The organism is Eubacterium sp. AF16-48, from assembly GCF_003479405.1.
In the GTDB taxonomy this organism is placed as follows: domain Bacteria; phylum Bacillota; class Clostridia; order Lachnospirales; family Lachnospiraceae; genus Eubacterium_G; species Eubacterium_G segne.
Map to the genome: position 1 here is coordinate 441,907 of NZ_QUHB01000002.1, position 26,074 is coordinate 467,980.

Annotated in this window: 21 protein-coding genes, 1 tRNA gene and 1 other RNA gene; 19 read left to right on the forward strand and 4 right to left on the reverse strand. The window is 35.6% G+C overall.

Annotated elements, in window-relative coordinates:
* Positions 1–78 precede the first annotated feature (78 nt).
* The 10 genes from mraZ to ftsZ all read left to right on the forward strand — a co-directional run bounded on the left by mraZ (position 79) and on the right by ftsZ (position 11,572).
* Complete coding sequence (gene mraZ, locus DWW68_RS04345; RefSeq protein ID WP_021953319.1) at positions 79–528, forward strand: division/cell wall cluster transcriptional repressor MraZ; 450 nt, start codon at positions 79–81, stop codon at positions 526–528.
* A 44-nt stretch (positions 529–572) separates the two neighbouring features.
* The gene (rsmH, locus tag DWW68_RS04350) at positions 573–1,508 is read left to right on the forward strand and encodes a 16S rRNA (cytosine(1402)-N(4))-methyltransferase RsmH (RefSeq protein WP_021953318.1); all 936 of its coding nucleotides are present in this window, start codon (positions 573–575) and stop codon (positions 1,506–1,508) included.
* 2 nt (positions 1,509–1,510) lie between these two features.
* On the forward strand, positions 1,511–1,993 hold the full coding sequence (locus DWW68_RS04355) for a septum formation initiator family protein (RefSeq protein WP_021953317.1): 483 nt from the start codon (positions 1,511–1,513) through the stop codon (positions 1,991–1,993).
* 2 nt (positions 1,994–1,995) lie between these two features.
* A complete protein-coding gene (locus DWW68_RS04360) occupies positions 1,996–3,969 on the forward strand; it encodes a penicillin-binding protein 2 (RefSeq protein ID WP_118588993.1) in 1,974 nt (657 codons plus the stop codon).
* 96 nt (positions 3,970–4,065) lie between these two features.
* Positions 4,066–5,769 carry a penicillin-binding transpeptidase domain-containing protein gene (locus DWW68_RS04365; protein ID WP_347497883.1) on the forward strand — a complete coding sequence of 568 codons (1,704 nt, stop codon included), beginning with the start codon at positions 4,066–4,068 and terminating at the stop codon, positions 5,767–5,769.
* A gap of 1 nt (position 5,770) precedes the next feature.
* Positions 5,771–6,751 carry a phospho-N-acetylmuramoyl-pentapeptide-transferase gene (gene mraY, locus DWW68_RS04370; RefSeq protein ID WP_021953314.1) on the forward strand — a complete coding sequence of 327 codons (981 nt, stop codon included), beginning with the start codon at positions 5,771–5,773 and terminating at the stop codon, positions 6,749–6,751.
* A gap of 39 nt (positions 6,752–6,790) precedes the next feature.
* Positions 6,791–8,152 (forward strand): UDP-N-acetylmuramoyl-L-alanine--D-glutamate ligase, encoded by a 1,362-nt coding sequence (gene murD / locus DWW68_RS04375; RefSeq protein WP_118588995.1) that lies wholly within the window; start codon positions 6,791–6,793, stop codon positions 8,150–8,152.
* Between the two features lie 13 nt (positions 8,153–8,165).
* Positions 8,166–9,359, forward strand: coding sequence for a putative peptidoglycan glycosyltransferase FtsW (locus tag DWW68_RS04380; RefSeq protein ID WP_021953312.1), 1,194 nt, complete (start codon positions 8,166–8,168; stop codon positions 9,357–9,359).
* Between the two features lie 21 nt (positions 9,360–9,380).
* Positions 9,381–10,157 (forward strand): cell division protein FtsQ/DivIB, encoded by a 777-nt coding sequence (locus DWW68_RS04385; protein ID WP_118588996.1) that lies wholly within the window; start codon positions 9,381–9,383, stop codon positions 10,155–10,157.
* A gap of 284 nt (positions 10,158–10,441) precedes the next feature.
* Complete coding sequence (gene ftsZ, locus DWW68_RS04390; protein WP_118588997.1) at positions 10,442–11,572, forward strand: cell division protein FtsZ; 1,131 nt, start codon at positions 10,442–10,444, stop codon at positions 11,570–11,572.
* A 70-nt stretch (positions 11,573–11,642) separates the two neighbouring features.
* Here ftsZ and DWW68_RS04395 read toward each other — a convergent pair whose 3' ends face one another.
* Together DWW68_RS04395 and DWW68_RS04400 are read right to left on the reverse strand one after the other, a co-directional pair.
* The gene (locus DWW68_RS04395) at positions 11,643–12,551 is read right to left on the reverse strand and encodes a TIGR01212 family radical SAM protein (protein ID WP_118588998.1); all 909 of its coding nucleotides are present in this window, start codon (positions 12,549–12,551) and stop codon (positions 11,643–11,645) included.
* Between the two features lie 28 nt (positions 12,552–12,579).
* Positions 12,580–12,669 (reverse strand) — tRNA-Ser (locus DWW68_RS04400).
* Positions 12,670–12,873: 204 nt separating this feature from the next.
* On the opposite strand from DWW68_RS04400, the gene leuC reads away from it, so the two are divergent.
* The 9 genes from leuC to DWW68_RS04445 all read left to right on the forward strand — a co-directional run bounded on the left by leuC (position 12,874) and on the right by DWW68_RS04445 (position 23,287).
* Positions 12,874–14,139: a 3-isopropylmalate dehydratase large subunit gene (leuC, locus tag DWW68_RS04405; RefSeq protein WP_118588999.1), complete on the forward strand. Its 1,266-nt coding sequence runs from the start codon at positions 12,874–12,876 to the stop codon at positions 14,137–14,139.
* A 10-nt stretch (positions 14,140–14,149) separates the two neighbouring features.
* Entirely contained in the window at positions 14,150–14,635 is a 486-nt protein-coding gene (leuD, locus tag DWW68_RS04410; RefSeq protein ID WP_118589000.1) for a 3-isopropylmalate dehydratase small subunit, read from the forward strand.
* Between the two features lie 19 nt (positions 14,636–14,654).
* Complete coding sequence (thrC, locus tag DWW68_RS04415) at positions 14,655–16,142, forward strand: threonine synthase (protein ID WP_118589001.1); 1,488 nt, start codon at positions 14,655–14,657, stop codon at positions 16,140–16,142.
* A 155-nt stretch (positions 16,143–16,297) separates the two neighbouring features.
* A complete protein-coding gene (gene yfbR, locus DWW68_RS04420; protein ID WP_118589002.1) occupies positions 16,298–16,870 on the forward strand; it encodes a 5'-deoxynucleotidase in 573 nt (190 codons plus the stop codon).
* 13 nt (positions 16,871–16,883) lie between these two features.
* Positions 16,884–18,971 carry a DNA topoisomerase gene (locus tag DWW68_RS04425; RefSeq protein WP_118589003.1) on the forward strand — a complete coding sequence of 696 codons (2,088 nt, stop codon included), beginning with the start codon at positions 16,884–16,886 and terminating at the stop codon, positions 18,969–18,971.
* Positions 18,971–20,791, forward strand: a complete 1,821-nt coding sequence (gene glmS, locus DWW68_RS04430) for a glutamine--fructose-6-phosphate transaminase (isomerizing) (RefSeq protein ID WP_118589004.1) — start codon at positions 18,971–18,973, stop codon at positions 20,789–20,791. The genes DWW68_RS04425 and glmS overlap by 1 nt, the downstream gene beginning before the upstream one ends.
* A 63-nt stretch (positions 20,792–20,854) precedes the next feature.
* Positions 20,855–21,514 (forward strand): transferase, encoded by a 660-nt coding sequence (locus DWW68_RS04435; protein WP_021953301.1) that lies wholly within the window; start codon positions 20,855–20,857, stop codon positions 21,512–21,514.
* Between the two features lie 77 nt (positions 21,515–21,591).
* Positions 21,592–21,771, forward strand: a non-coding RNA gene (gene ssrS, locus DWW68_RS04440) — 6S RNA.
* Positions 21,772–21,928: 157 nt separating this feature from the next.
* A complete protein-coding gene (locus DWW68_RS04445) occupies positions 21,929–23,287 on the forward strand; it encodes a SpoIID/LytB domain-containing protein (protein WP_118589005.1) in 1,359 nt (452 codons plus the stop codon).
* Between the two features lie 2 nt (positions 23,288–23,289).
* On the opposite strand, the gene DWW68_RS04450 is transcribed toward DWW68_RS04445, so the two are convergent.
* Both DWW68_RS04450 and DWW68_RS04455 read right to left on the reverse strand, forming a co-directional pair.
* Positions 23,290–24,141 (reverse strand): YihY/virulence factor BrkB family protein, encoded by an 852-nt coding sequence (locus tag DWW68_RS04450; RefSeq protein WP_021953299.1) that lies wholly within the window; start codon positions 24,139–24,141, stop codon positions 23,290–23,292.
* Positions 24,142–24,601: 460 nt separating this feature from the next.
* Positions 24,602–25,909: an IS30 family transposase gene (locus DWW68_RS04455; protein ID WP_118589006.1), complete on the reverse strand. Its 1,308-nt coding sequence runs from the start codon at positions 25,907–25,909 to the stop codon at positions 24,602–24,604.
* Positions 25,910–26,074 lie beyond the last annotated feature (165 nt).

The window sequence follows — 26,074 nt, forward strand, 5'->3', positions numbered from 1 at the left end:
TATGTGGTGATTGAGAGCGTATTTGTGGTGAAAAGTGGTGAAATTTCATTAAAAATACCAAAAAGATAGGTGATGTTTATGTTTTCAGGAGAGCAGACACAAAAAATGGATACAAAGGGCAGAACAGTCATCCCGTCAAAAATGAGGGATGCTCTTGCCGAAAGACTTGTTGTCACAAGAGGTGTGGACAAGTGCTTGTTTGCATACCCTGAATCCACTTGGGAAGCCCTAGAAAAGAAGCTTAGCAGTCTCGCTTTTACAGATAAGAATGTAAGAAGTTTCAATCGATTTTTCCTCGGTGGTGCAGAACCCCTCGATGCGGACAAGCAAGGAAGAGTATTAATCCCATCTAACTTGAGGGGATATGCATCTTTAGAAAAGGAAGTTGTATGGGTTGGAATTGGTGACAGAATTGAAATCTGGAATGTAGATAAATGGAATGAACAGCTCAATGAATATATTGAGAGCGAAGATGCAGAACAGAAACTTGAAGAACTGGCAGAATATATGGCAGGACTTGGAGTTTAATATAGAAACGGGAAACAAAAATATAAAAATGAAAAGAGGTCAATATGGATTTCAAACATGTATCAGTGTTGTTAAATGAAACCATTGATGGCTTAAATATAAATCCGGATGGTATATACGTTGACGGAACCTTAGGTGGAGGCGGACATGCATACGAGGTGTGCAAACGTTTGTCAGACAAGGGCAGACTTATTGGAATAGACCAGGACGGAGAAGCATTAGAAGCCGCAAGGGAACACTTAAAGGAATTTGAAGATAAAATTACATTGGTTAGAAGTAATTATTGTGAAATAGATACAATTTTAAAAGATTTAGATATAGACAAGGTTGACGGAATTGTTTTAGACCTGGGAGTTTCATCATATCAGCTAGACAATTTAGAAAGAGGTTTTTCCTATAAGTCAGATGCACCTCTTGATATGAGAATGGACCAAAGACAGGTGAAAACAGCAGCGGATGTGGTAAACACATACAGCGAAAATGAACTATTTAGAATAATAAGAGATTACGGTGAAGATAAATTTGCAAAGAACATAGCAAAGCACATTGTTATGGAAAGACAGAAAAAGCCTTTTGAAACAACAGCGCAGTTAAGTGAGGTTATAAAACACTCAATACCAATGAAGTTTCAAAACAAGGGAGGACATCCGGCAAAGAAAACTTTTCAGGCAATAAGAATTGAAGTTAATAAGGAACTTACGGTGCTTAGGGACTCAATTGATAAGATGATTGAATTGTTAAATGAAAACGGACGGATTTGCATTATTACTTTCCATTCCCTTGAGGACAGAATTGTAAAGACGAAATTCAGGGAAAATGAAAATCCATGTACATGTCCACCGGATTTCCCGGTTTGTGTATGTGGAAAGGTATCTAAGGGTAAAGTGATAACAAGAAAACCTATAGTACCGGGTGATAAGGAAATCACAGAGAATAAGAGAGCAAAAAGTTCAAAATTAAGAATATTTGAAAGGCATTAAGTATGAATAAAGACAGATTATATAATACAAATTTAAGAAATACAGGATATATAGACGGAAACGCTGTAAGGGCTTTGGAGCCACAAAGAAAAGAACGTATAAAAACTGAAAAAAGGGTAAAGACAGAAAAGAGAGAACAGGTTGCAACAAGGGAAAATGCCCTGCCAATGAGTGCACCATATGTGTTCTTTTTAATTGCAGTTACATGTATTTGTATAGTAATGTGTGTAACATACCTTAACATTCAGTCAAACATAAGAGCTACAAGGGACAATATTTCACAGCTTAGAACAAATATTTCCACTGTACAAACTGAAAATAATGCGTTAAGCTATGCTATAAACAGCTATGTTGACGTAAACCACATTTGCAAGGTGGCAAAAAGTAAGCTGGGAATGAAACAAGCTTCTGACAACCAGATTATTACATATAAGTCTAGTGACAGCGGCTACACATTGCAGTACGGAGATATACCAAACAAATAATTATGAGTGAAGTAAGAAGAGTTAGAAGAAAAAGAAAAAAGTTAAGATTTGGTAAAGTAGCAAATAGAAATCTGAAAATCACCAGTTGGGTGATTATTGGATTTCTATTTATATTGTGCATAAGAATTATTTACATAAATGTAGCTTATGGAGATGAGTATTCTATAGCGGTTCTTAAACAGCAAAGCTTTACTAACAATATTGTGCCATATAAAAGAGGCGACATAAAGGACAGAAACGGAAATATTCTTGCCACAAGCACTGTAGTTTATAATATGGTAGTAGATGCAAAGATGTTATCAAAAGAGGAAAATCAGGAGTATTTACAGCCGACAATTGACGCAGTGGTAAAATATTTTGGACTAAATACAGATGACCTTAAAACAAGTATTAAGGAGCATGGTACTACAAGTTACTGGATTGCCCAAAAAGATATATCATATGACAAGGTAAAAGAATTTAAAAGTTATTGTAATGGGGATTATGCTAAAACGGATTTAGAAAAAAAACAGGCAGCAGCAGTGAAATTTATTTACTTTGAGAGGGAGTATAAAAGAGTTTATCCATACGACACATTGGCATGTAGTGTCTTAGGCTTTGCTAATAAAAATAACGAGGCAAACATAGGTATTGAAAGCAGCTATAACAGTTATTTAAAGGGAACCGAAGGCAGGGAATATGGATATATGGATGCTGACAATAATATAGAGACAGTTATAAAGGAAGCTAAAAACGGCGATAATGTTGTATCTTCAATAGATATGAATATACAACGTATTGTTCAAAAATCCATAAAAAAATATATGAATAAGTACAATCCTCAGAGAATAGCAGTAGTAATTGCGGACCCAAATACCGGGGAAATACTTGCCATGTCTGATGATAAAACCTTTGATTTAAATGATCCTACAAATCTGGATGCTTATTTTACAAAGGCACGGCAGAAAAAAATGTCAGATGAAAAGCAGTCGGCATTTCTTAATGGAATATGGAACAATTTTTGTATAACAGATTCCTTTGAACCGGGATCCACGGCTAAACCTTTTACAGTGGCAGCTGCCTATGAAGAGGGAGTAGTTGATGAAAAATCAACATTTTACTGCGATGGATTTGAAAAGGTAGATAAGTTTACCATTAAATGTCACAAGGTAGACGGACACGGCACCATTAACGTAAAACAGGCTGTAGCTCAGTCATGTAATGATTACATGATGCATATAGGAAAGCTTTTAGGAGCAAAGAAATTCATTCAGTATCAAAGCAGATTTGGATTTGGAATGAAAACAGGAATAGATTTGCCTAATGAAACAAGAGGTCTTGTTTATGATGAGTCAAGAGGAATGGGAGCTGCCACTTTGGCAACTAACTCCTTTGGACAGAATTTCACGGTAAATATGATACAAATGGTGGCAGGCTTTTCATCTCTTATAAACGGAGGCTATTATTATGAACCTCATGTGGTAAAACAAATAGTGACGGAAGATGACAGACTGGTAAAAAATTATTCAAAAACTCTGGTAAAACAGACAGTAACAAAAAGCACTTCTGATTATATTAAGCAGTGCTTAAGAGCCGTCGTAACAGAAGGAACCGGCTCTACTGCAGCAATTGACGGGTACACCATTGGAGGAAAAACGGGAACGGCGGAAAAAGTTAATACGTCAGGAACAGGAATCGGACGTCTTAAAAATCAGTATATTTTATCATTTTTAGGATGTGCTCCATGTGAAAATCCACAGGTGGTATGTTACACCCTTATGGATACTCCAAAAGAAAATCCTCAGGCAACGGCTTTTAACACAGAACTTTGGACTGATATTATGAAGCAGGTTTTACCTTATCTTGGAATTAAAAAGACAGAAAAGATTGAGCAAAAAGCAAAGAAGCAGTCCTTAGAAACAGAATTTTATTCTGACGGAATCATTGAAGGAGATGACGGGTCTTTAGTGTTAAAGGATAAAACATATACAGAATAATAAATTTATTGAATGTGATATGAAAAAATGAATAAATTATAATAAAAAGCTGTATAGGGAATAAAATTGAATAATGTATTAACAATTAATCGTAAAATGCTTCTGATTTACGTTATGGGAATTATTTTAGTGTGTATAGTGGCAACTGGAAAACTGGCATATATAATGATATTTAAGTCTGAATATTACACTGAAAAAGCATTAGATGTTCAGGAAAGACAACGTAAAATCAAGGCTCCCAGAGGAAAAATTCTTGACAGAAATGGAAAAGTTATTGCTTCTAACAAAACTGTATGTACCATATCTGTTATATATAATCAGGTAAAAGAGCCTGAAAAAGTGATAAAAATGCTTGCATCGGAACTTCAAATGGAAGAAAAGGATGTAAGAAAGAAGGTGGAGAAGATAAGCTCTCGGGAAAAAATCAAGTCAAATGTGGATAAGAAAACCGGTGATAAAATAAGAGAGTATAATCTATCGGGGGTAAAGGTTGACGAAGATTACAAAAGGTATTATCCTTATGAGAGTCTTGCTTCAAAAGTTCTGGGATTTACAGGGGCAGATAATCAAGGTATAATCGGTCTTGAAGTAAAATACGAAAAGTATTTGAAAGGAATGGATGGTCTGATACTTACTCCAACAGATACAAGAGGTATTGAAATGGAGAATGCATTAGAACAGAGGGAAGAGCCGGTACCGGGAAACAATCTTACCACTACCATAGATGTTAATATTCAGCAATATGCCGAGCAGATTGCATATAATACTCTTGAAGCGAAGGGAGCAAATTACGTTTCCATAATAGTTATGAATCCTAATAATGGGGAAGTATTAGCTATGGTAAATGCACCGGAATTTAATTTAAATGAGCCTTATAAGCTTAATTATGAAATATCCGGTGAGGATAAAAAGAAAAAAAAGCAGGATTTGTTAAATAAAATGTGGAGGAACCAGTGCATAAATGATACTTATGAACCAGGTTCCACTTTTAAAGTAGTGACAGCTACAGCAGCGTTGGAAAACAATGTTGTTACATTAGACAGCAGATTCAGCTGCCCGGGTTTTAGAATTGTAGATGACAGAAAAATAAGATGCCATAAAACCACAGGGCATGGGGCAGAAACATTCCTTCAGGGAACAATGAACTCCTGTAACCCGGTTTTTATAGATGTAGGACTTAAGGTAGGAGTTAAAAAATTTTATAAGGAGCTGGATAAGTTAGGCCTTTTACAAAAAACAGGTATTGATATACCCGGTGAGGCAGGAACCATAATCCACCAGATAAAAAATGTGGGAAATGTGGAACTTGCCACTATGTCTTTTGGACAGTCTTTCCAGATAACACCGGTACAGTATCTTGTAGCTGCAAGTGCGGTAGTAAACGGCGGGAAACTTGTAACACCACATTTTGCCCTTAAGGCAGAAAATGTAGAGGGAGATTTAGTTGAAAAATTTGGTTATAAAGAAAAGAAAGGTGTTGTATCAAAGGAAACATCTGATACAATGAAATATGTATTAGAAAAAGTAATTTCTGAGGGAACCGGAAGTAAAGGACAGGTGGAAGGATATAAGGTAGGTGGAAAAACCGCTACATCCCAAAAGCTGCCCAGAGGTTCAGGAAGATACATAGCATCTTTTATGGGATTTGCACCGGCAGATAATCCCAAGGTCATAGCCATGGCCATTATAGATGAGCCGGAAGGTATTTATTATGGAGGTCAGGTAGCAGCACCTGTCATAAGTGAATTATACCGGAATATTCTTCCGTATTTACTGGAGGAAAAAGAACAAGGAGAATAAGATGAGTACAAGTACAACAATTATTGTGGCAATTATTATGTCTTTTGCAGTTAGCGTTATTTTATGTCCAATAGTAATTCCACTGTTAAAAAAGATGAAGTTTGGTCAGTATATAAGAGAAGTAGGTCCGAAATCCCATCAAAGTAAAGCCGGAACTCCAACTATGGGTGGAATGATAATATTAGCCAGTGTTATTGTAACGTCACTGGTATTTATGTTTGTTGAAAAAAATACCAAAATAGTGCCAGTGCTTTTTATGGTAATAGGATTTGGTATTATTGGTTTTACTGATGATTACATTAAAGTAGTGAAAAAAAGAAATCTGGGATTAACTGAAATCCAGAAATTAGTGGCACAATTTGTTGTTACGGCAGTATTTTGTTTTTATATAGTAAAGGTTTCAGGGCTGGGAACGGCAACCATTATTCCTTTTACTAACGGAATGGAAGTAACAATGCCTATATGGCTTTTTGTTCCCTTTTTGTTTATTGTAGTATTAGGTACAGTAAATGGTGCTAATTTAACAGACGGTCTTGATGGTCTTGCAACAAGTGTTACTATAATAATAGCAGTATTTTTTACAACGGTAGCCATTGGAACGGGACTTGAACCTATAAGTGCAGCTTTTGTGGGAGCATTGCTGGGATTTTTCTTATACAATGTATATCCGGCAAGAGTATTTATGGGAGATACAGGTTCCCTGGCGTTAGGAGGCTTTGTTTCAGCCATGGCATTTATGCTTAAAATGCCTATTTTTATAGTAATTGTGGCATTTATATACTTAATAGAGGCGCTATCTGATATTATTCAGGTAACATGGTTTAAATATACCAAAAAGAAATATGGAAAAGGCAGAAGAGTGTTTAAAATGGCACCTCTTCACCATCATTTTCAGGAAAGCGGTTACGCAGAAACACAGGTTGTGGCTGCCTTTGCAGTAGTTACTGCCATATTGTGTCTTGTGGCTTATATTGCAATGTAATAATTGCATATATTTATAGATGAATGGAGTTATAGAATAATGGAATGGAATAAAAAGAAGGTAATGGTTGCCGGTTCGGGAAAAAGTGGAATCGGGGCAGCTGATTTATTAAAAAAACTTGGGTCAACTGTTATTATTTATGATGGAAATGAAAAATTAAATAAAGAGGATGTTTTAGCAAAGCTTAGTGACCGGGAGGATGTGAAAGTGATTCTTGGGGAACTTGAAGATAGCGTTATTGATAATATTGATTTAATGATATTAAGTCCCGGAATAGCAATAGATGCACCTTTTGTTAATAAGGTAAGGGAAAAAGGTGTTCCTATCTGGGGAGAAATTGAACTGGCATATGTTGTGGCAAAGGGAAAACTTGCAGCCATTACAGGTACTAATGGTAAAACAACAACAACAGCCCTTACAGGGGAGATATTAGCTGCATATTATTCCCATGTTGATGTGGTAGGAAATATTGGAAATCCCTATACAACTACAGCCTTTGACACAGACGTGGATTCAGTTACCGTGGCGGAAATCAGCAGTTTTCAGTTAGAGACCATACATACATTTAAACCGGATGTAAGTGCAGTATTAAACATTACACCGGATCATCTTAACAGACATCATACAATGGAGTGCTATACTAACGTAAAAATGAGCATTACAAAAAATCAGGATAGTAACCAGCCTGTTATTCTTAACTATGAAGATGAGATTTTAAGAGAATATGCACCAAAGCTTAATAATAGAATTGTGTGGTTTAGCAGTAAAAGAAAGCTTGATAAAGGCATATTTTTAGATGGTAAGAATATTATCTATAAAGATGACAATGGGGAAAAAATAATTACAACTACGGAAGATACCAATTTAGTAGGCATTCACAATATAGAAAACATTATGGCTGCAATCGGCATTTCCATTAATATGGGAGTTCCTGCAGACATTATTAAAGAAGCTGTTAGAAAGTTTAAGGCTGTTCCCCACAGAATAGAATATGTGGATACAGTGGATGATGTTATTTATTATAATGATTCAAAGGGAACTAATACAGATGCTTCAATAAAGGCAATTCAGGCAATGAGCCGTCCTACGGTTCTTATAGCCGGAGGATATGATAAAAAAGTATCCTTTGATGATTTTGCAAAGGAATTAAAGGGAAAGGTTAAATGCCTTGTTTTACTGGGTCAGACTGCACAGCAGATAGCAGACACCGTAAAAAAATATGGTTTTGATAATATTATTTTTACACAGTCTCTTGAAGAAGCAGTAGAGGAATGCAGAAAGGCAGCAAATCCGGGAGATGCAGTTTTACTTTCACCGGCATGTGCAAGCTGGGGTATGTTTGATAACTATGAGCAGCGTGGTGACATGTTTAAAGAGTTAGTTTATGATATGAAAAAGTAAAAGGGAAAGATTTATGGAGCAAAAGGAATACGAACCTGCAACAGGTGAAGAGGTAACCGTAAAAAGAAAAAGAAATAAAAGGGATGGCTATTTTGATTATAGCCTTCTTTTCGTATGGATTTTTATAATGTTATTAGGTTATGTTTTACTTTACAGTGCAAGTTCCTATACAGCTCTGAATAAATATAACGATTCAGCCTATTTTCTGAAAAAACAGATACAGGCAACAGCTTTTGGTGTTGCAGTAATGATACCGGTTATATTATTAGATTACAGACTGCTTAAAAAGTATAAAACATTTATATATTGTTTTTCTTTATTTACGGTTCTGTTAATTCTTACACCTTTAGGAAAAGAGGCAAATGGTGCTAAAAGATGGATAAATCTTAAGCTTGTCCAGTTCCAGCCGGCGGAAATAGTAAAAATCGGCGTTATAATAATGACAGCGGCAATTTTATCTAAATGTGGTCAGCAGGCAATAAAAAAAGGAAAATTATGCTGGCAGATATATTCAATTACATTATTAGGGGCAGGACTGGTGTATGTGCTGACTTCTAACTTAAGCTCCGCAATTATAATAGCAGGTATCGGGGCTGTAATGATTATAGTGGCAGGAGCCGGAAAGTGGTTTACGGGAACTATTTCCGTAGGACTTGTAGGCGGAATTATAGGTCTGTATATTTTAAGAAATATGCCGCAATTGGCGTCATTAAGTTTTAGATTTGAAAGAATAGCAGTGTGGAAAAATCCTGAGAATTTCCTTCAGGGAAGAGGTAAGGGATTTCAGCCTCTTCAGGGATTATATGCCATAGGCTCCGGAGGAATTTTTGGAAAAGGTCTTGGTAACAGCGCACAGAAATTAGGTTTTGTGCCGGAGGCTAACAATGATATGATATTTTCCATAATATGTGAGGAACTGGGAATTTTCGGAGCAATTTGTATTATACTTCTGTTTGTATTTATGATTAGAAGAATGAGAGTTATAGCCAGCAATGCACCGGATATGTTTGGCTCCATGATTGTAGTTGGTGTTTTGGCACATATTTCCATTCAGGTTGTTTTAAATATTGCCGTTGTAACTACATTAATACCAAATACAGGTGTATCGTTGCCTTTTATAAGCTATGGTGGCACCTCTCTTATGTTTTTAATAATAGAAATGGGTATGGTGCTTTCAGTATCAAGAAGGATTAAAAGAATAAGATAACAGGATGTACAGGTAAATTATATGAAACAAACCAGAAAAATGAAAAGAAGAAGAAGGAGAAGGCTTAGAAAAGGGTTTAAGGTACTTTTTATTGCAACTCCCATTATAGTTGCCCTTGTGCTTATTGTTGTTTACGGATTTAGTTTAAAGAGTATAGAAACATCTCTTGATTTAAATCAATATACAACAGAGGAAGTAAAAGCATATTTAGATAATAAGAAAATTGACAATACTCTTCTTTTCTGGATAAAAAATAAAATAGGAAAAAGTGATGACATAGAACTTTTAAGTAAATATTCCGTTAAAATGTTATCTCCGTCTAAAGTGAAAATCATCGGATATGAAAACAAATTAAAGGGATATGTAGTTGAAAATAATGTGAATTGTTATTTTGACAGAAATGGAAAGGTGCTAAAAATAAGCAGTGATAAATTAAAATCCATTCCAAAGGTTGAGGGACTAAGATATAACAAAATAACTCTATATCAGAAAATTGACATGAAAAAGGAAAAGGTTTTAAACTCACTTCTTACTGTTATTAATTCCATAGAGCAGTATAATTACACCATAAAAAAGGTTATTGTAAATGATTCATCTGAAACATCACTTGTTATGGACAAGCTACAGGTGGATTTGGGCAAAACAACGAACTTAGACAAGAAGTTAAAAGATTTAAATGATATGTATGATGAAGTAAAGGGTTATGATGGTGTTTTAAATATGAAAATTGCCAATGAAGAGGGAATGTACACCATCAAAAAGAACGATAATAGTGCAGAAAAGAAATCAAAAAAATAAAACTGTAATAAAAAAAGAATGATTTTTTTTTAACAAATTAGAAATTTACTGTTGATATTTTCTGCAAAGAATTATATTATATAGTATATATGCAATTATGACTAATCATATGATGTTTCAGAAGTGCAAAAATTGCATGGCAATTAAGCAGTCCGGATACATCAGTGAATGGCAAAATTAATTTTTGACACTCACATCATTATATATTTACTGAAAAATGTTAGTACATATTGTTGTGATATTAAAATAAGTGAAATTTAGATGAAACGAAGGAGGATAAACTCTTGTTAGAAATTACTACAAACGAAAGTGAAGCAGTTGCAAAAATTATAGTTGTAGGTGTTGGTGGAGCAGGAAACAACGCCGTAAACAGAATGATAGATGAAAACATCGGTGGTGTTGAGTTCATATCTGTTAACTCAGATGCACAGGTGCTTAAGAGAAGCAAGGCACCTACTACACTACAGATTGGTGAAAAAATTACAAAAGGTCTTGGAGCAGGAGCTAAACCTGAAGTTGGTGAAGCAGCTGCAGAAGAAAACGTAGAAGAACTTGCACAGTTACTTAAAGGTGCCGACATGGTATTTGTAACATGTGGTATGGGAGGCGGAACAGGAACAGGAGCAGCTCCTGTTGTTGCACGTGTCGCTAAGGAGCAGGGAGCTCTTACAGTAGGTGTAGTTACAAAGCCTTTCAGATTTGAGGCTAAGACACGTATGAACAATGCTCTTGCAGGAATCGAAAGATTAAAGGAAAACGTTGATACACTTATCGTTATTCCAAATGATAAATTATTAGAAATTGTTGATAAGAGAACTACAATGCCTGAAGCATTAAAGAAGGCAGATGAAGTATTACAGCAGTCAGTACAGGGTATTACAGATTTAATTAATGTTCCCGCATTAATTAACTTAGACTTTGCCGATGTACAGACAGTTATGAGAGATGCAGGAATTGCACATATCGGTATTGGTGAGGCAAGTGGTGATGAGAAGGCATCAGAAGCTGTACAGCAGGCTGTTACATCTCCATTACTTGAAACATCAATTAACGGAGCTAAGAATGTTATTATTAACATTACCGGTGACGTTAGTCTTTTTGAAGCAAATGAAGCTGCAAGTTATGTACAGGAATTAGCAGGAGAAGATGCTAATATTATATTTGGTGTAAGATATGAAGATACATATCCGGATGAATGCTCTATTACAGTTATGGCTACAGGTATTGGAGAGCCGGCTGCAGCAAAGGCATCACCATTTGGTATGGGAGCAGCTAAGAAGTCATTTAGCTACAATGCTACACCTTCATCAGCAGCACCAAAGAATGACTTTACAAGAAAATCACCTGTTTCACATGCACAGGGAACAGTTGAAGAAAAGCCAATTAAGATTCCTGAATTTTTACAGAACAAATAATTAATAATATGGAAATAAAAAATGGAGTTATCTTTAAGATAACTCCATTTTAAAAATGAGTATGAAAAGTTTACAAAGTAACATTACTTCCCTGTTTCAAATCAATCCGGTCAAATTTACGATTAATATAGTTAAGAACCATCTTCTTGTTACCACTCCATTCAGGGGCAATAAGAAGTGATTTAGGTCCGTCTCCGGTTATTCTGTGAATAACCACATTAGGTGGGATATACGTGATACACTTGGCTAAAATATCTGTATATTCTTCAAGAGATAATACAGAAAACTTATTTAAGTAATAATCATTAGCCAATGCAGTATCTTTTAATACATGTAAAAGCTGTAATTTTATACCGGAAATATTTTTAGAACAGGCATATTTTACGGTATTTATCATATCTTTTTCTGTTTCATTAGGAAGCCCTAAGATTATATGAACAATAACATCTACACTGATTCGGTTAAGCTTGTCTACTGCACTATCAAAAACATCCAGGGTGTATCCTCGGTTAATATAGCGGGCAGTTTCTTCATTACTGGTTTGAAACCCTAATTCTATCCACACTGGTTTGATTTTATTTAATTCGTCTAATAATTCCAAAACCTCATTAGGAAGGCAGTCAGGTCTTGTGCCAATGGACAATGCTACAATATCAGGGTGATTTATGGCTTCAGTAAAGATTTTTCTTAAGTAGGAAACTTCACCGTAAGTGTTGGTAAAAGACTGAAAATAGGCAATAAATTTGCCGTTCTTAATTTTGTCAGATACCCTTTTTTTAGCATCTTCAATTTGATTAGTGATAGTTTCATGGCAGGAGGAGGCAAATTCACCTGAACCTCCGTTACTACAGAAGATACAACCGCCATAACTGATTTTTCCGTCTCTGTTAGGGCAGGAAAGCCCTGAGGAAAGGGAAAGTTTATATACTTTACATCCGTATTTATTTTTTAAATATGAATTAAGGGAATAATAGTGCATAATTTGTAATCTCCAGACATAAAAAAAGCGGAGACGAAGGGATTCGAACCCTTGTACCAGAGTAAACTGATAAACTGATTTCGAGTCAGCCCCGTTACGGCCACTTCGGTACGTCTCCGTGTCATAAAGTTTATAACACATTTTTGACATCCTTTCAAGGAAAATAAGAAGTTAAAAGAAGAAAAAAGTAAAAATAGGAGATATTCTAAGGCTTTAATGTATCACGGTTATTGACTATGATTGAAAATTGTTTTAATATAATAAAGATTGTGTATATAAATACATCTCAGGATGTGGGTATAGATATAAGGAGGAAATCAACATGGGAATGACTATGACTCAGAAGATTCTTGCAAAGCATGCAGGACTTGATGAAGTTAAAGCAGGACAGTTAATTGAAGCCGATTTGGATTTGGTTTTAGGTAATGATGTAACTGCACCTGTAGCTATTGGTGAAATGAAAAAAATGGATGTGGATTGCGTATTTTGCAAGGATAAAATTGCATTAGTACCTGACCATTTCACTCCAAATAAGGATATAAAATCAGCAGAGCTTTACAAATGTGTAAAGGATTTTGCAGAAGAAAATGATATAACAAATTACTTTGAAACAGGTCGTGTGGGAATAGAACATGCCTTACTTCCTGAAAAAGGATTAGTAGTAGCAGGAGATGTGGTAATCGGTGCTGATTCACATACCTGTACATATGGAGCTCTTGGAGCTTTTTCAACTGGTGTTGGAAGTACGGATATGGCAGCCGGAATGGCAACAGGAAAGGCATGGTTTAAGGTACCTTCAGCCATTAAATTTAACTTAGTTGGAAAGCCTGGAAAATGGGTTAGTGGAAAGGATGTTATTCTTCACATTATCGGTATGATAGGTGTAGACGGAGCATTATACCGTTCAATGGAATTTATGGGAGAAGGGGTTAAATACCTTTCGATGGATGACAGATTCGCCATGACTAACATGGCTATTGAAGCAGGTGGAAAAAACGGAATATTTATTGTAGATGATTTAACCCGTGAATATATGAAGAAACATTCTACAAAGGAATTTACTGAATATACTCCTGATGAAGATGCAGTATATGATGAAGAATATACTATTGATTTAAGTGAATTAAAGCCAACAGTAGCATTTCCTCATCTTCCTGAAAATACAAGAACAATTGACAACGTGGGAGAAGTTAAGGTGGATCAGGTTGTTATCGGTTCATGTACCAACGGTAGAATTGAAGATATGAGAATTGCAGCAAAGATTCTTGATGGCAGAGAAGTTAAAAAGGGTGTAAGATGTATTATATTCCCGGCAACTCAGGCTGTTTATTTACAGTGTATAGAAGAAGGTCTTGCTTCAATATTTATAAAGGCAGGCTGTGCCCTTAGCACTCCTACATGTGGACCTTGTCTTGGTGGACATATGGGTATCCTTGCAAAGGGTGAAAGAGCCATTGCTACAACAAACAGAAACTTTGTAGGCCGTATGGGTGATCCTGAATCAGAGGTTTATCTTGCAAGTCCTGCCGTAGCAGCAGCAAGTGCCGTAACAGGTAAAATTTCAGGACCTGAAGAGTTAGGATTATAGGAGGTAGCACATGAAAGCAGAAGGAAGAGTATTTAAATTTGGAAGTAATGTTGATACAGATGTTATTATTCCGGCAAGATATCTTAACGTTCCGGACCCGGAAGAACTGGCAAAACATTGCATGGAAGATATAGACAGGGAATTTGTAAATAAAGTAAATAAAGGTGATATTATTGTAGCAGACAAAAACTTTGGCTGCGGTTCCTCAAGAGAGCATGCACCAATAGCTATTAAGGCTGCCGGTGTAAGCTGTGTTATTGCAGAAACCTTTGCAAGGATTTTTTACAGAAATGCAATTAATATCGGACTTCCTATTATTGAGTGTCCTGAGGCAGCAAAAGGAATTGCCGATGGAGATGAAGTAGAGGTAGATTTTGACAGCGGAAAAATATATAATAAAACAAAAGGTGAAGAATATCAGGGACAGGCATTCCCTGAATTTATGCAAAAGATAATCAGCAGTGGCGGATTAATCAATTACATAAATAACAGATAAGAGAGAGAGGATTGTTTTAATGAAAGAGATACTTTACAAGAGCACAAGAAGTAAAGAAGGAACACTTAAGGCATCAGAGGCTATATTAAAGGGTTTAGCAGATGACGGCGGATTATTTGTTCCATTGGAAATACCGAAGTTAGATGTTTCAGTGGAAGAATTATCCAAAATGACATATCAGCAGGTAGCATATGAAGTTATGAAGTTATACTTCACTGACTTTACTGAAGGGGAACTTAAGTATTGCATCAACAATGCATATGACTCAAAGTTTGATACAGAAGAAATTGCACCTTTAGCAGAAGTTCAGGGAACATATTATCTGGAATTATTCCATGGAAAAACAATTGCATTTAAGGATATGGCATTGTCTATTCTCCCATATCTGCTTACAACATCAGCAAAGAAGAATAATGTAAAAAATGAAATAGTTATTCTTACAGCTACATCAGGTGACACGGGAAAAGCTGCCATGGCAGGATTTGCAGATGTGCCGGGAACAAGAATTATAGTATTTTATCCTGATGGCGGAGTCAGCCCTATTCAGGAAAAACAGATGGTTACACAAAAGGGTGACAATACTTACGTTGTTGCCATAAAAGGTAACTTTGATCAGGCACAAAGCGGTGTTAAGGCAATCTTTGGAGACAAGGAACTTGCAGCAGAAATGGATAAGAGAGGATATCAGTTCTCATCAGCTAATTCAATTAATATTGGAAGACTTGTGCCACAGGTTGCATATTATGTATATGCATATGCTAAGTTATATGCTGAAGGAAAGTTAGCTAAAGACCAGAAAATGAATGTTGTGGTTCCTACAGGTAACTTTGGAAATATTTTAGCTGCATATTATGCAAAGAATATGGGACTTCCAATAGCAAAACTTATTTGTGCTTCAAATGAAAATAAAGTATTGTTTGATTTCTTTAAAACAGGAGAATACGATAAAAACAGAGAATTTATTCTTACAACATCACCTTCAATGGACATTCTTATTTCCAGCAACCTTGAAAGATTAATTTATAAGATTGCAGGAAATGATGCTGATAAGAATAATGAATTAATGAACAGTCTTAAGGTAAACGGAAAATATGACATTACTGATGACATGAAAAAGCAGTTAGATGATTTCTATGGAAATTATGCGTCAGAAGAGGAAACAGCAGAAACAATCAGAGACACATATGATAAAACAGGTTATATAATGGATACTCATACATCAGTAGCTGCAAGTGTATACAAAAAATACAAGGCAGAAACAAATGATGACACAGTAACCGTTATTGCTTCAACAGCAAGTCCTTTTAAGTTTACAAGAAGTGTTATGGTTGCCATTGATCCTAAGTATGATAGCATGGGCGATTTTGAATTAGTGGATGAATTAAGTAAAATAGGAAATGTAAAAGTTCCTAATGCCATTGAAGAAATAAGAAATGCAGAAGTTCGTCATAACAATTTAGTTGAAGTAGACGGAATGAAGGATATAGTTAAGAAATTTTTAGACTAATTAGAATTTAACTAATAATAAAAGTGTTTAGTCAGACATATACGTTATGCCTGATTAAGCACTTTTTTACGTTTTGTATGGTATATACTTTTCTTTATTTATTTGTTATACTAAACGTTAAGTGCGCAAATTTGCAATGGAAGAGGAAATGTATTATGAATAATTTTTTTGGTATGTTGGCCAGAATGAAATATATAAACCGCTGGGGACTTATGAGAAATACAATAAACGAAAATATTGCAGAGCATAGCCTGGAAGTGGCAATTATTGCTCATTCACTGGCAGTTATAGGAAATACTTATTACAATAAGAATTACAATGCTGAACATATTGCAATGTTGGGAATTATGCATGATACAACAGAAATCATAACAGGAGATTTGCCAACTCCCATAAAATATTATGCACCGGAAATACGGGATGCCTACAAGGAAGTGGAACATATTGCAGCAAACCAGCTTTTGTCAGAATTACCGGAAAAAATGAGAGGGGCATATAAGAACATATTAATTGAAGAAGAAAATGATGATTGGAAAATTGTTAAGGCGGCAGATAAGCTGTCAGCATATATTAAGTGTTTAGAAGAAAAAAATATGGGAAACAGCGATTTCCAAAAGGCAGAGGAAACCATTAAAAAGTATTTAGAGGATATGAATATGGAGGAAGTGAATAAATTTATGAAGGAATTTCTTCCCTCATATAACAGGACATTAGATGAGATTAACTAGATAGAGGAATTAAATGGGAAAATCAGTATTTATTGCGGAAAAGCCAAGTGTTGCGGCGGAATTCGCAAAGGCATTAAAGCTTAACACTTCAAGGCGGGACGGATATATGGAAAGTGAAAATGCCATTGTAACATGGTGCGTCGGTCATTTAGTGACTATGAGCTATCCGGAAGTGTATGATGAAAAATATAAAAAATGGAATTTAAAGGATTTGCCATTCATTCCTGAGGGTGAATGGAAATACGAAGTTATACCGTCAGTAAAAAAGCAGTTTAAAATTGTAAAGGATATTTTAAATAGAGATGATGTGGAAACTATTTATGTGTGTACCGACTCGGGACGTGAGGGGGAGTACATATACAGATTAGTTGCTCAGGAAGCAGGGGTAAAAAATAAAAAGGAAAAGCGTGTGTGGATAGATTCCCAGACAGAGGAGGAAATTCTCAGAGGAATAAGGGAAGCAAAGGATTTAAGTGAATATAATAATCTTTCAGATGCAGCATATTTAAGAGCAAAGGAAGATTATCTTATGGGAATTAATTTTTCAAGGCTTTTAACCCTTAAATATGGAAATTCCATTCAAAATTATTTAAAAGACGGATGGAAGTCCATAAATGTAGGACGGGTTATGACCTGTGTCCTTGGAATGATTTGCAACAGGGAAAGAGAAATAAGAAGCTTTGTAAAAACCCCTTTTTACCGTGTTTTAGCAGCTACTGATATAGGTGGAAGAAAAATTGACACTGAATGGAAGGCGGTAGAGGGCTCAAAATTTTTTGAAACACCTTATTTGTATAAGGAAAACGGGTTTAAGGAAAAGCCGGTAGCAGAGGCTTTAATTAATGCTTTAGAAAGAAACAGCACTAATAATGAAAGCAATGCTTATCCTTTGGAAATGACTGTAAAATCCATTACCATGAAGGAGGAAAAAAAGCAGGCACCGTTACTTTACAATCTGGCTGAGTTGCAGAATGACTGCTCAAAAATGTTTAAAATAAGCCCTGATGAAACTCTTAACGTGGTTCAGGAATTATATGAAAATAAGCTGGTAACTTATCCAAGAACCGATGCCAGAGTGTTATCTACGGCAGTGGCAAAGGAGATACATAAAAATATAGGAGGATTGCAGAATTATTCTCCATGTGGACACTTTGCCGTTAATATATTAAAGGCATCATCTTATAAGGGCATTGAAAAGACAAAATATGTGGATGACAGAAAAATTACAGACCATTATGCCATAATACCAACGGGACAGGGACTTAATGGTTTGCAGAAGCAAAAGCCTATAAATCAAAAGGTTTATATGGTTATTGTAAGGAGATTCCTTAGCATATTTTATCCCCCTGCCATTTACAAAAAGGCATCTCTTATAGGTATAATGCCGGCAACCTACAGGGATGAAACTACAACAACGGAACAGTTTAGCTCTAATTTTAAAATCCTTGTAAATAAGGGATATCTGGAAATAGCAGGTGTGCCGAAGGAAAAGAAAAAAAGTGCAAAACAGGAAGATGTGGAAGGTACAAATGAAGAAAACAGTGAAAATTCCGAATTAAGTTTGGATGAAGATTTCTTTAATCTTTTGCATAATATAAAAAAAGGTGATAAAATCCCAGTATCGGGAACAGAGATAAAGGAGGGTGAAACTTCACCTCCTAAAAGATATACGTCAGGTTCACTTATTCTGGCAATGGAAAATGCCGGACAGCTTATTGAGGACGAAGACCTGAGAGCGCAAATTAAAGGGTCGGGAATTGGAACCAGTGCCACAAGGGCTGAAATTATTAAGAAACTGGTAAATATCAAATATTTATCTCTAAACAAAAAAACACAGGTTATTACACCTACCCAGTTAGGTGAAATGATATTTGGTGTGGTACATGGCTCCATTAAGTCATTACTAAACCCGGAATTAACCGCCAGTTGGGAATTAGGACTTACTCAGGTGGCAGAAGGCAAAATAACCTCAGATGAGTATATGCATAAGTTAAATGAATTTATAAGAGGCAGATTTAACAATGTAATAAATTTAAACAACTCAGGACAAATGACAGGTTATTACAACTACGTAGCGCAGTTTTATAGGAGGAAGAAATAATGTGTGGTATTGTTGGATATGTAGGGGAAAGAGATTGTACTGAAGTGCTTTTAGATGCATTATCAAAGCTTGAGTACCGTGGATATGATTCAGCAGGAATTGCGGTTTTTGAAAAGGACCGTATAATGGTTGAAAAATCAAAAGGTGAATTAAAGAATCTTAGAGAAAAAATAAATAAAGAACATAAACCGGATGGTCATTGCGGAATTGGTCATACAAGATGGGCAACTCACGGTGAACCGTCAGATATTAACTCTCATCCTCATGGAAGTAAGAGAGTATCAATAGTTCACAATGGAATTATTGAAAATTATAAAGATATAAAGAATTTCCTGATTGGAAAGGGTTATACATTTATAAGTGAAACAGACACTGAAACAGTTGCAAAATTATTAGATTACTATTATGAAGGTGATCCGGTGGAAGCTATTATTAAGACATTAAATGATATTAGAGGGGCTTATGCTCTTGGAATACTTTTTAAGGATTTCCCGGACAGAATTTTTGCAGTAAGAAAGGATAGCCCTCTTATTATAGGTGTAGGCGAAGAAGAGAATTTTATAGCTTCTGACGTTCCTGCAATTTTAAAATACACAAGAAAATACTATCTTTTAGAAGAAAATGAAATAGCAACCATTAAGTCAGACAGAATTGAATTTTGTAATATTCACAGAGAACCTATTACTAAGGAAGTGCAGGTTTCAAATCTGGATATGGATGCAGCTGAAAAAGGCGGATATGAGCATTTTATGCTTAAGGAAATACATGAACAGCCAACAGCGGTAAAAACTACAATTTCCCCAAGAATTAACAACGGAATGCCTGATTTATCAGAATGTGGTCTTACACCGGAAATGCTTAAGAATTACAGAAAATTCTTTATTGTGGCATGTGGAACAGCAATGCATGCAGGAATGGTAGGAAAATATGTAATTGAGAAGTTGGCAAGAACGGAAGTTACAGTTGATATTGCATCAGAGTTCAGATACAGAGATCCTATTGTGACAAGTGAAGACTTAGTTATTGTTATTTCCCAGTCAGGAGAGACTGCAGATACCAAGGCAGCCCTTCATTTAGCCCATGAAAAAGGTGCAAAGGTGTTAGCTGTGGTAAATGTTAAAGGTTCATCCATAGCAAGAGAGGCAGACATGGTTTTATATACTCATGCAGGACCGGAGATTTCTGTTGCATCAACTAAGGCATTTTCAGTTCAGATGGCAGTAATGTATCTGTTAGCATATGAAATGGCATATGCTAAGGGAACAATAACAGAAGAGGAATGCAGAAGACTCACAGCAGAATTACAGAAAATTCCTGAAATGATTGAGAAAACAATGGAATGTGAAGACAGGTGCAAGTATGTTGCCAGCAAGCTTATAACAGCAACCAGCCTTCTTTATATCGGAAGAGGACTTGACTATACTCTTAGTATGGAAGGTTCACTTAAATTAAAGGAAATATCATACATTCATTCAGAAAGCTATGCAGCGGGAGAATTAAAGCATGGAACTATTTCCTTAGTTACAGATGGAATGCCGGTTATTGGTGTGGCAACCCAGTCAGACTTACTGGAAAAGACTGTAAGCAATATTATGGAAGTTAAATCAAGAGGCGCCTTTACCATAACAGTATGCAAGGAAGGTACAGAATTTAGTGAAGGGGTTATGGATGAGGTTATAGAAGTTCCTGTCTTAGAGGACATATTAATGCCTCTTATTACGGTTATTCCTCTTCAGTTAGTGGCTTATTACACTACAGTATTAAAGGGACTTAATGTTGACAAACCAAGAAACCTTGCAAAATCAGTTACAGTTGAGTAATTACCGGTGTTATAACATCATAGAATAAACTGCAGCTGTAAGCAGTTTGGAGAGAAGGATAATATGTATAAAATAAAGGATTTATATGATTTAAATGAAACTATAGCAGCAGAACTTTTTGAAGGAAAGGAATATCCATGGGAAGTGTTAGCTGATATTGGTGATTTTATTTTAAAACTGGGTGATAAATTACCAAAGGATGAATTTACCAAAAAAGGTGACAATATCTGGATTCACAAGTCAGTTACCATAGCACCTACGGCAACTCTTAATGGACCGTTGATAATTGATGAGGGAACAGAGGTAAGACCGGGAGCCTTTATCAGAGGAAAGGCTATTGTTGGAAAGAATTGCGTAGTAGGTAATTCTACAGAGCTTAAGAATGTTGTATTATTTAATACTGTTCAGGTGCCACATTATAATTATGTAGGTGACAGTATTTTAGGTACTCACTCTCATATGGGAGCAGGCTCCATTACATCTAATGTAAAGTCTGATAAAACTCTTGTGGTAGTAAAAGACGGTGATGAAAGAATTGAAACCGGACTTAAAAAGTTTGGTGCCATGCTGGGAGATTATGTTGAAGTAGGATGCAATTCCGTACTTAATCCGGGAACAATGATAGGAAGACATACAAATGTTTATCCGTTGTCATGTGTAAGAGGAGTTATACCTGAAAATAGCATTTTCAAAAATAAGGATGAAATAGTATCTAAAAAATAGTCACGGAATTTTGCGAATTTACACATAATTTGGAAATGAAAACATATTGCAAAAAAAGGTTTCATAACTTATAATATAGTTACCTGAGATGCTCGTAGGTCCTGTATATTTTGAACCTACAGTTTGATTAAAGGGATTCCTATATCTCTAAGGGGATGACATGCCTCGTTATTTAGTGGACTTCAGAACTTTAGATGCGGTTGCCCACCTGGCAGTTGCTAGGACTCAAAACGCAGGAAGGGCATTTCGGGTATACATAACAAACATAGGAAAAGCAGTCGGGCAGTTTTTACTGCCCGATTTTTAAAAGTAAGCCGGAAAAGTATAAAACTTCTCCGGCTTACTTTTATGCTGAATAATTTTCTGAGAGTATTAATAGTATGAAACATAGGGACAACATAAATAGGGGGGAGCATGAAAAAGATAATAGTGTTTTTTTCGGTATTTTTTCTTATAACAGCCATTATAACAGGAAAAAAATGCCGGGAAGTAATACAAAAAATAGATACAATTTCCACTGAAAATACCACAAATATTCTGATTAAAGAAGCAACAACGGAAGACAAAAAGAAAACAGGTATAAAACAGCTTCAAAAGGTAAGGATTGTAATAATGAGTAACAATTATACATCAATTTATCATTCAAGCCTAACACTAAAAGGAGACAATCTAAAGGTTTATTACGGTAAAAATTTTGCAAAACAAAAAGGCTGCAAAAAAGTTAGTTTAGATGGAGATAGCAGTTATTTTAAAAACAGTGATGTGGTAAAAATTTATGGGAAAACCGGCATCACAATACAGGGGCATAATACTGAAAACGGTTCTCCGGTGTATATGGGGGAATTATATTTATATAGGGAACAAAGCGGAATGGTTGTGGTAAATCAGGTGGATATGGAAAATTATATTGCGGCAGTTATATCCAGTGAGATAGGAGAGGAATCTTCATTAGAGGCATTAAAGGCACAGGCTGTGTGTGCAAGAAATTTTATTATGAAATCTAATGCTTTAAAATATGAAAAGTATAAGGCAAATGCTGATGACAGTACTGATTTTCAGGTGTACAACAGAATAAAGCCGGGAAAAAACAGCAAAAGGGCGGCAGAAGAAACTAAGGGAGTAGTAATGACTTACAAAAACAAGTTAATAAAGGCTTATTATTTTTCCACATCCTGTGGATATACCACCGACTACAAAATATGGGGTAAGGAGAAGATGAATTATTTAAAGGGGGAAAACTTTACGGAAAATTCCAAAAGAAATGTAAAAAATCAGTGGGAGTTTAAAAAATTTATTAAAAAGAATGTAAAAGGAATTGAAAGCAAATATCCATTTTACAGGTGGAGGGTTTATTATACCAATGAGCAGTTAGAAAATTCCATTTATAACACTACAGGGGTAAATGTGGGAAATATAAGCCGTATTGAAGTAAATGAGAGAGGTGCCGGGGGAATTGCTTCCCAGATTACCGTATACGGTGACAAAAGACAGATTGTTATGCAAAATCAAAATGAAATAAGAAAGGCGTTATGCTCATGTTACGGAAAAATCAAATTATGTGATGATACCACAAGAGCTGGAATGACTATGTTGCCTAGCGCATTTATTCTGTTGGAAAAGGAAAAGGGAGGCTATACCATATATGGTGGTGGCTTTGGTCATGGCAGTGGAATGAGTCAGAATGGAGCCATGGAAATGGCAAAGTCAGGGAAAAATTATAAAGACATCCTAAAAAGCTATTATCATGGCATTGAAATAAAGAATGCTAATTAGGATTACTTTTGAACTTTTTCATAGTAAAATGCCTCTGTTTCAGGATGAAGAAGCTTATTTATTTCTGCACCGATAAATAAAATATAGATACAGAAATATATCCAAAGCATTATAATAATAAATGCCGTAAGACTTCCGTACATATAGGACATATTCGAAAAATTATCAATGTAAATAGAAAATACATATGAAAAAATCATCCATCCAAGGGCAGAAAAAAGAGCTCCCGGTATACATTTTTTTATTGTTGTAAGCCTGAAGTTAGCTATTTTATACAGTATAATGAAAAATCCCGATAAAATAACAAAAGAAATAAGATATCTTAATATAAGAGTAAGTATTGTAACATTCTCCAGTATTGGAATAAAGGACAAAAGAAGATTAAATATCCTGTTACCAAATACCAAAAGAACCATGGTTACAATAATTGCCAGTAAAAATAAAATAGTATAGAGCATAGAAACAAAACGTGATATTAAATAGTTCCTATCACGGTGAATTTTACTGATTTCATATAAACCAAACATTACTGAAAGAACCCCCTTAGAGGCAGACCAAACTGCGGCAATAGCCACAATGGAAAGCAACGTTCCTGATACATGGGTATACAGCTCACCAATAATCTGAATGAGAAGGGGCTTAATAACATCCGGTGAATAACTGTTGATAATCCTTATAAGGGCATTTTTGTCTAAACTTGTCATACCAACTACGTTTAAAAACAAAAGTAAAAAAGGAAATAGTGACAAGGTAATGAAAAATGATGCCTGGGCGGTATATATTCCAACTCTGTCTTTTCCCATTCTATAAAAAAATCCATATATATTCAGGGCAAAATTCATAATTTTTTTCATCTTAATCTCCGTTTATATAAAGTATATGCATTAGTATAACATTTTTTCACAGGATGGCAAATATGTACAGGGAAAACAAATTATGATAGGATAATGTTATTATGGATTCAGGAAGAGGAAGGTTTGTGAAAAGTAGCAGAGAGACAATTATAAAAAACATAATATGCATAACATTGGTATGTGCAATAGGAATTGTAAGATTAAACCTATAGGCTGACTTGTAAAAGTAAATTCCGTGTGAAAGACTAAATTCCACACCCTGTTAAAAATTGACCTAAATTTAAAAGTTTTTGGTTGAATAAAGGGGAATAAGTGTTAAAATTTAAGTACATTTTTCTTTAAATCTGAAAATCAGGGCATAGAAAACAGACCTCTGGAATTCTTGTGTGAAAGATTAAATTCCACAGGTCGGTGTGAGAAATGTGAAATTTGTGGCTCTGATGACGGATTTATAAAAATGTTATTTTAGCAGCTTTGGTGTGAGGATTACATCATCAGGTGGGATGTATTTAAGCTGCAGGGCCCGGAGAATCTCCGGGCCAAATTTTTCCAGTGATGCCTGATATGGTGTTTTACCATTCAATCCTTCCCTCACATAAGAATTGATGTGATCAACACATTTTTTAATGTCCCATTGTGTAAGATGCGTGAAAACAGTTCCTTTGGGAATAATCATTCTCAACAGGGTATGTGCCTCCTCAATGCCACCCTTCTGATTACTTCTCATGGGATCACAGTAATAAATACTCATACGTTCAATGCCGTTAATACCCGTTTCAAGTGATATCGGGTCGCCGAATTCACTGCCACGGTCAGTCAGACAGGTATTGAAAACGGATAGAAAGTCATATGTGCCAAGAGCCCTCTCCAATTCATTAACGGCAGCCTTAACAGCTCCTTCAGTACAACGGTTTAGAAGTCTGGCAATAAACAGTTGTGTTTCAGGGATGTAAAAAGTCAGAATACATTTATTGGAACCCTTAGCCGAAATGACAGTATCCATTTCACAGAAATAATCAGGATTCAGCAACTTAAAATCAGCATAAGTTCTTCCAATGAAAACTTCCCTGTTTCTGATTGAAGGTTTGGAATCGTCTTTTCGTAACCTAAACTTTACCTTACGTTTTAAATCAATGTTTCTGGTAAGAAGGACACCCTGTTCAATGTAGTTGTAAAGTGTTTTCACACTGATGCCCAGTTCCGGATGGTTGGTGACAATTACATATGGAGACTGTCCCTGTTCTATCAGAGGTGCAACCACGGCATTCATTTGAAGAGCCTGATGTTTTGTGAGATTTACACCGATTCTTGAAGAAGTACGGAGTTCTTCATATTTTCGTTGTGCAAAAACAGCATCATAGCGGTATTTATGCGGAATGCTACAGCGATGGAGTGGTTTATCACAACCATTGCAAACGTAAGGAGCCCGGTCCAGTCGCAAACAGGATTCCTTTACGAAAGACTTGCATACCTGATTACATTTGTTACATGATGAACACTTAATGTCACAGAGGATAATCTTTTCACATACATTTGTCCGTTTACACCTAAATCTTCTGGTGCAAAAGTTGTGCGGATTATTAAATATCCGTTTTGGTTGAATGTCATCAACCCGGTGAAGACGAATCTCTTTTGAAATGGTAGTTGGATCCTTGCAAAGATATTTGGCAATCTCCTTGAAGGAAAGTCCTTCATTTAGAGAGTCTTCAATAAATTTACGGTCATCTAAAGTTAAGTGTTTCTGGTTTCCCGGTATAAGGTTAGACATGTGTACCTCCTTCTACCGCCATCAGAGAGCATGGAAAAAGCATACAGGGAAAGAGATAAATATGCAAATGAATGGGAGAAAATGGTGTGAAAGGTTAAATTCCATTTATGTAAAAGTAAATTCCACTGTGAGATGGGAGAGTGGAATTTAAAATTTTAATTTTGG

Bases quoted from the DNA above. Each gene is read 5' to 3' on its own strand.
- mraZ (WP_021953319.1), top strand. From the start codon at position 79: ATGTTTTCAGGAGAGCAGACACAAAAAATGGATACAAAGGGCAGAACA.
- rsmH (WP_021953318.1), top strand. From the start codon at position 573: ATGGATTTCAAACATGTATCAGTGTTGTTAAATGAAACCATTGATGGC.
- DWW68_RS04355 (WP_021953317.1), top strand. From the start codon at position 1,511: ATGAATAAAGACAGATTATATAATACAAATTTAAGAAATACAGGATAT.
- DWW68_RS04360 (WP_118588993.1), top strand. From the start codon at position 1,996: ATGAGTGAAGTAAGAAGAGTTAGAAGAAAAAGAAAAAAGTTAAGATTT.
- DWW68_RS04365 (WP_347497883.1), top strand. From the start codon at position 4,066: ATGCTTCTGATTTACGTTATGGGAATTATTTTAGTGTGTATAGTGGCA.
- mraY (WP_021953314.1), top strand. From the start codon at position 5,771: ATGAGTACAAGTACAACAATTATTGTGGCAATTATTATGTCTTTTGCA.
- murD (WP_118588995.1), top strand. From the start codon at position 6,791: ATGGAATGGAATAAAAAGAAGGTAATGGTTGCCGGTTCGGGAAAAAGT.
- DWW68_RS04380 (WP_021953312.1), top strand. From the start codon at position 8,166: ATGGAGCAAAAGGAATACGAACCTGCAACAGGTGAAGAGGTAACCGTA.
- DWW68_RS04385 (WP_118588996.1), top strand. From the start codon at position 9,381: ATGAAACAAACCAGAAAAATGAAAAGAAGAAGAAGGAGAAGGCTTAGA.
- DWW68_RS04395 (WP_118588998.1), bottom strand. From the start codon at position 12,551: ATGCACTATTATTCCCTTAATTCATATTTAAAAAATAAATACGGATGT.
- leuC (WP_118588999.1), top strand. From the start codon at position 12,874: ATGGGAATGACTATGACTCAGAAGATTCTTGCAAAGCATGCAGGACTT.
- leuD (WP_118589000.1), top strand. From the start codon at position 14,150: ATGAAAGCAGAAGGAAGAGTATTTAAATTTGGAAGTAATGTTGATACA.
- thrC (WP_118589001.1), top strand. From the start codon at position 14,655: ATGAAAGAGATACTTTACAAGAGCACAAGAAGTAAAGAAGGAACACTT.
- yfbR (WP_118589002.1), top strand. From the start codon at position 16,298: ATGAATAATTTTTTTGGTATGTTGGCCAGAATGAAATATATAAACCGC.
- DWW68_RS04425 (WP_118589003.1), top strand. From the start codon at position 16,884: ATGGGAAAATCAGTATTTATTGCGGAAAAGCCAAGTGTTGCGGCGGAA.
- glmS (WP_118589004.1), top strand. From the start codon at position 18,971: ATGTGTGGTATTGTTGGATATGTAGGGGAAAGAGATTGTACTGAAGTG.
- DWW68_RS04435 (WP_021953301.1), top strand. From the start codon at position 20,855: ATGTATAAAATAAAGGATTTATATGATTTAAATGAAACTATAGCAGCA.
- DWW68_RS04445 (WP_118589005.1), top strand. From the start codon at position 21,929: ATGAAAAAGATAATAGTGTTTTTTTCGGTATTTTTTCTTATAACAGCC.
- DWW68_RS04450 (WP_021953299.1), bottom strand. From the start codon at position 24,141: ATGAAAAAAATTATGAATTTTGCCCTGAATATATATGGATTTTTTTAT.
- DWW68_RS04455 (WP_118589006.1), bottom strand. From the start codon at position 25,909: ATGTCTAACCTTATACCGGGAAACCAGAAACACTTAACTTTAGATGAC.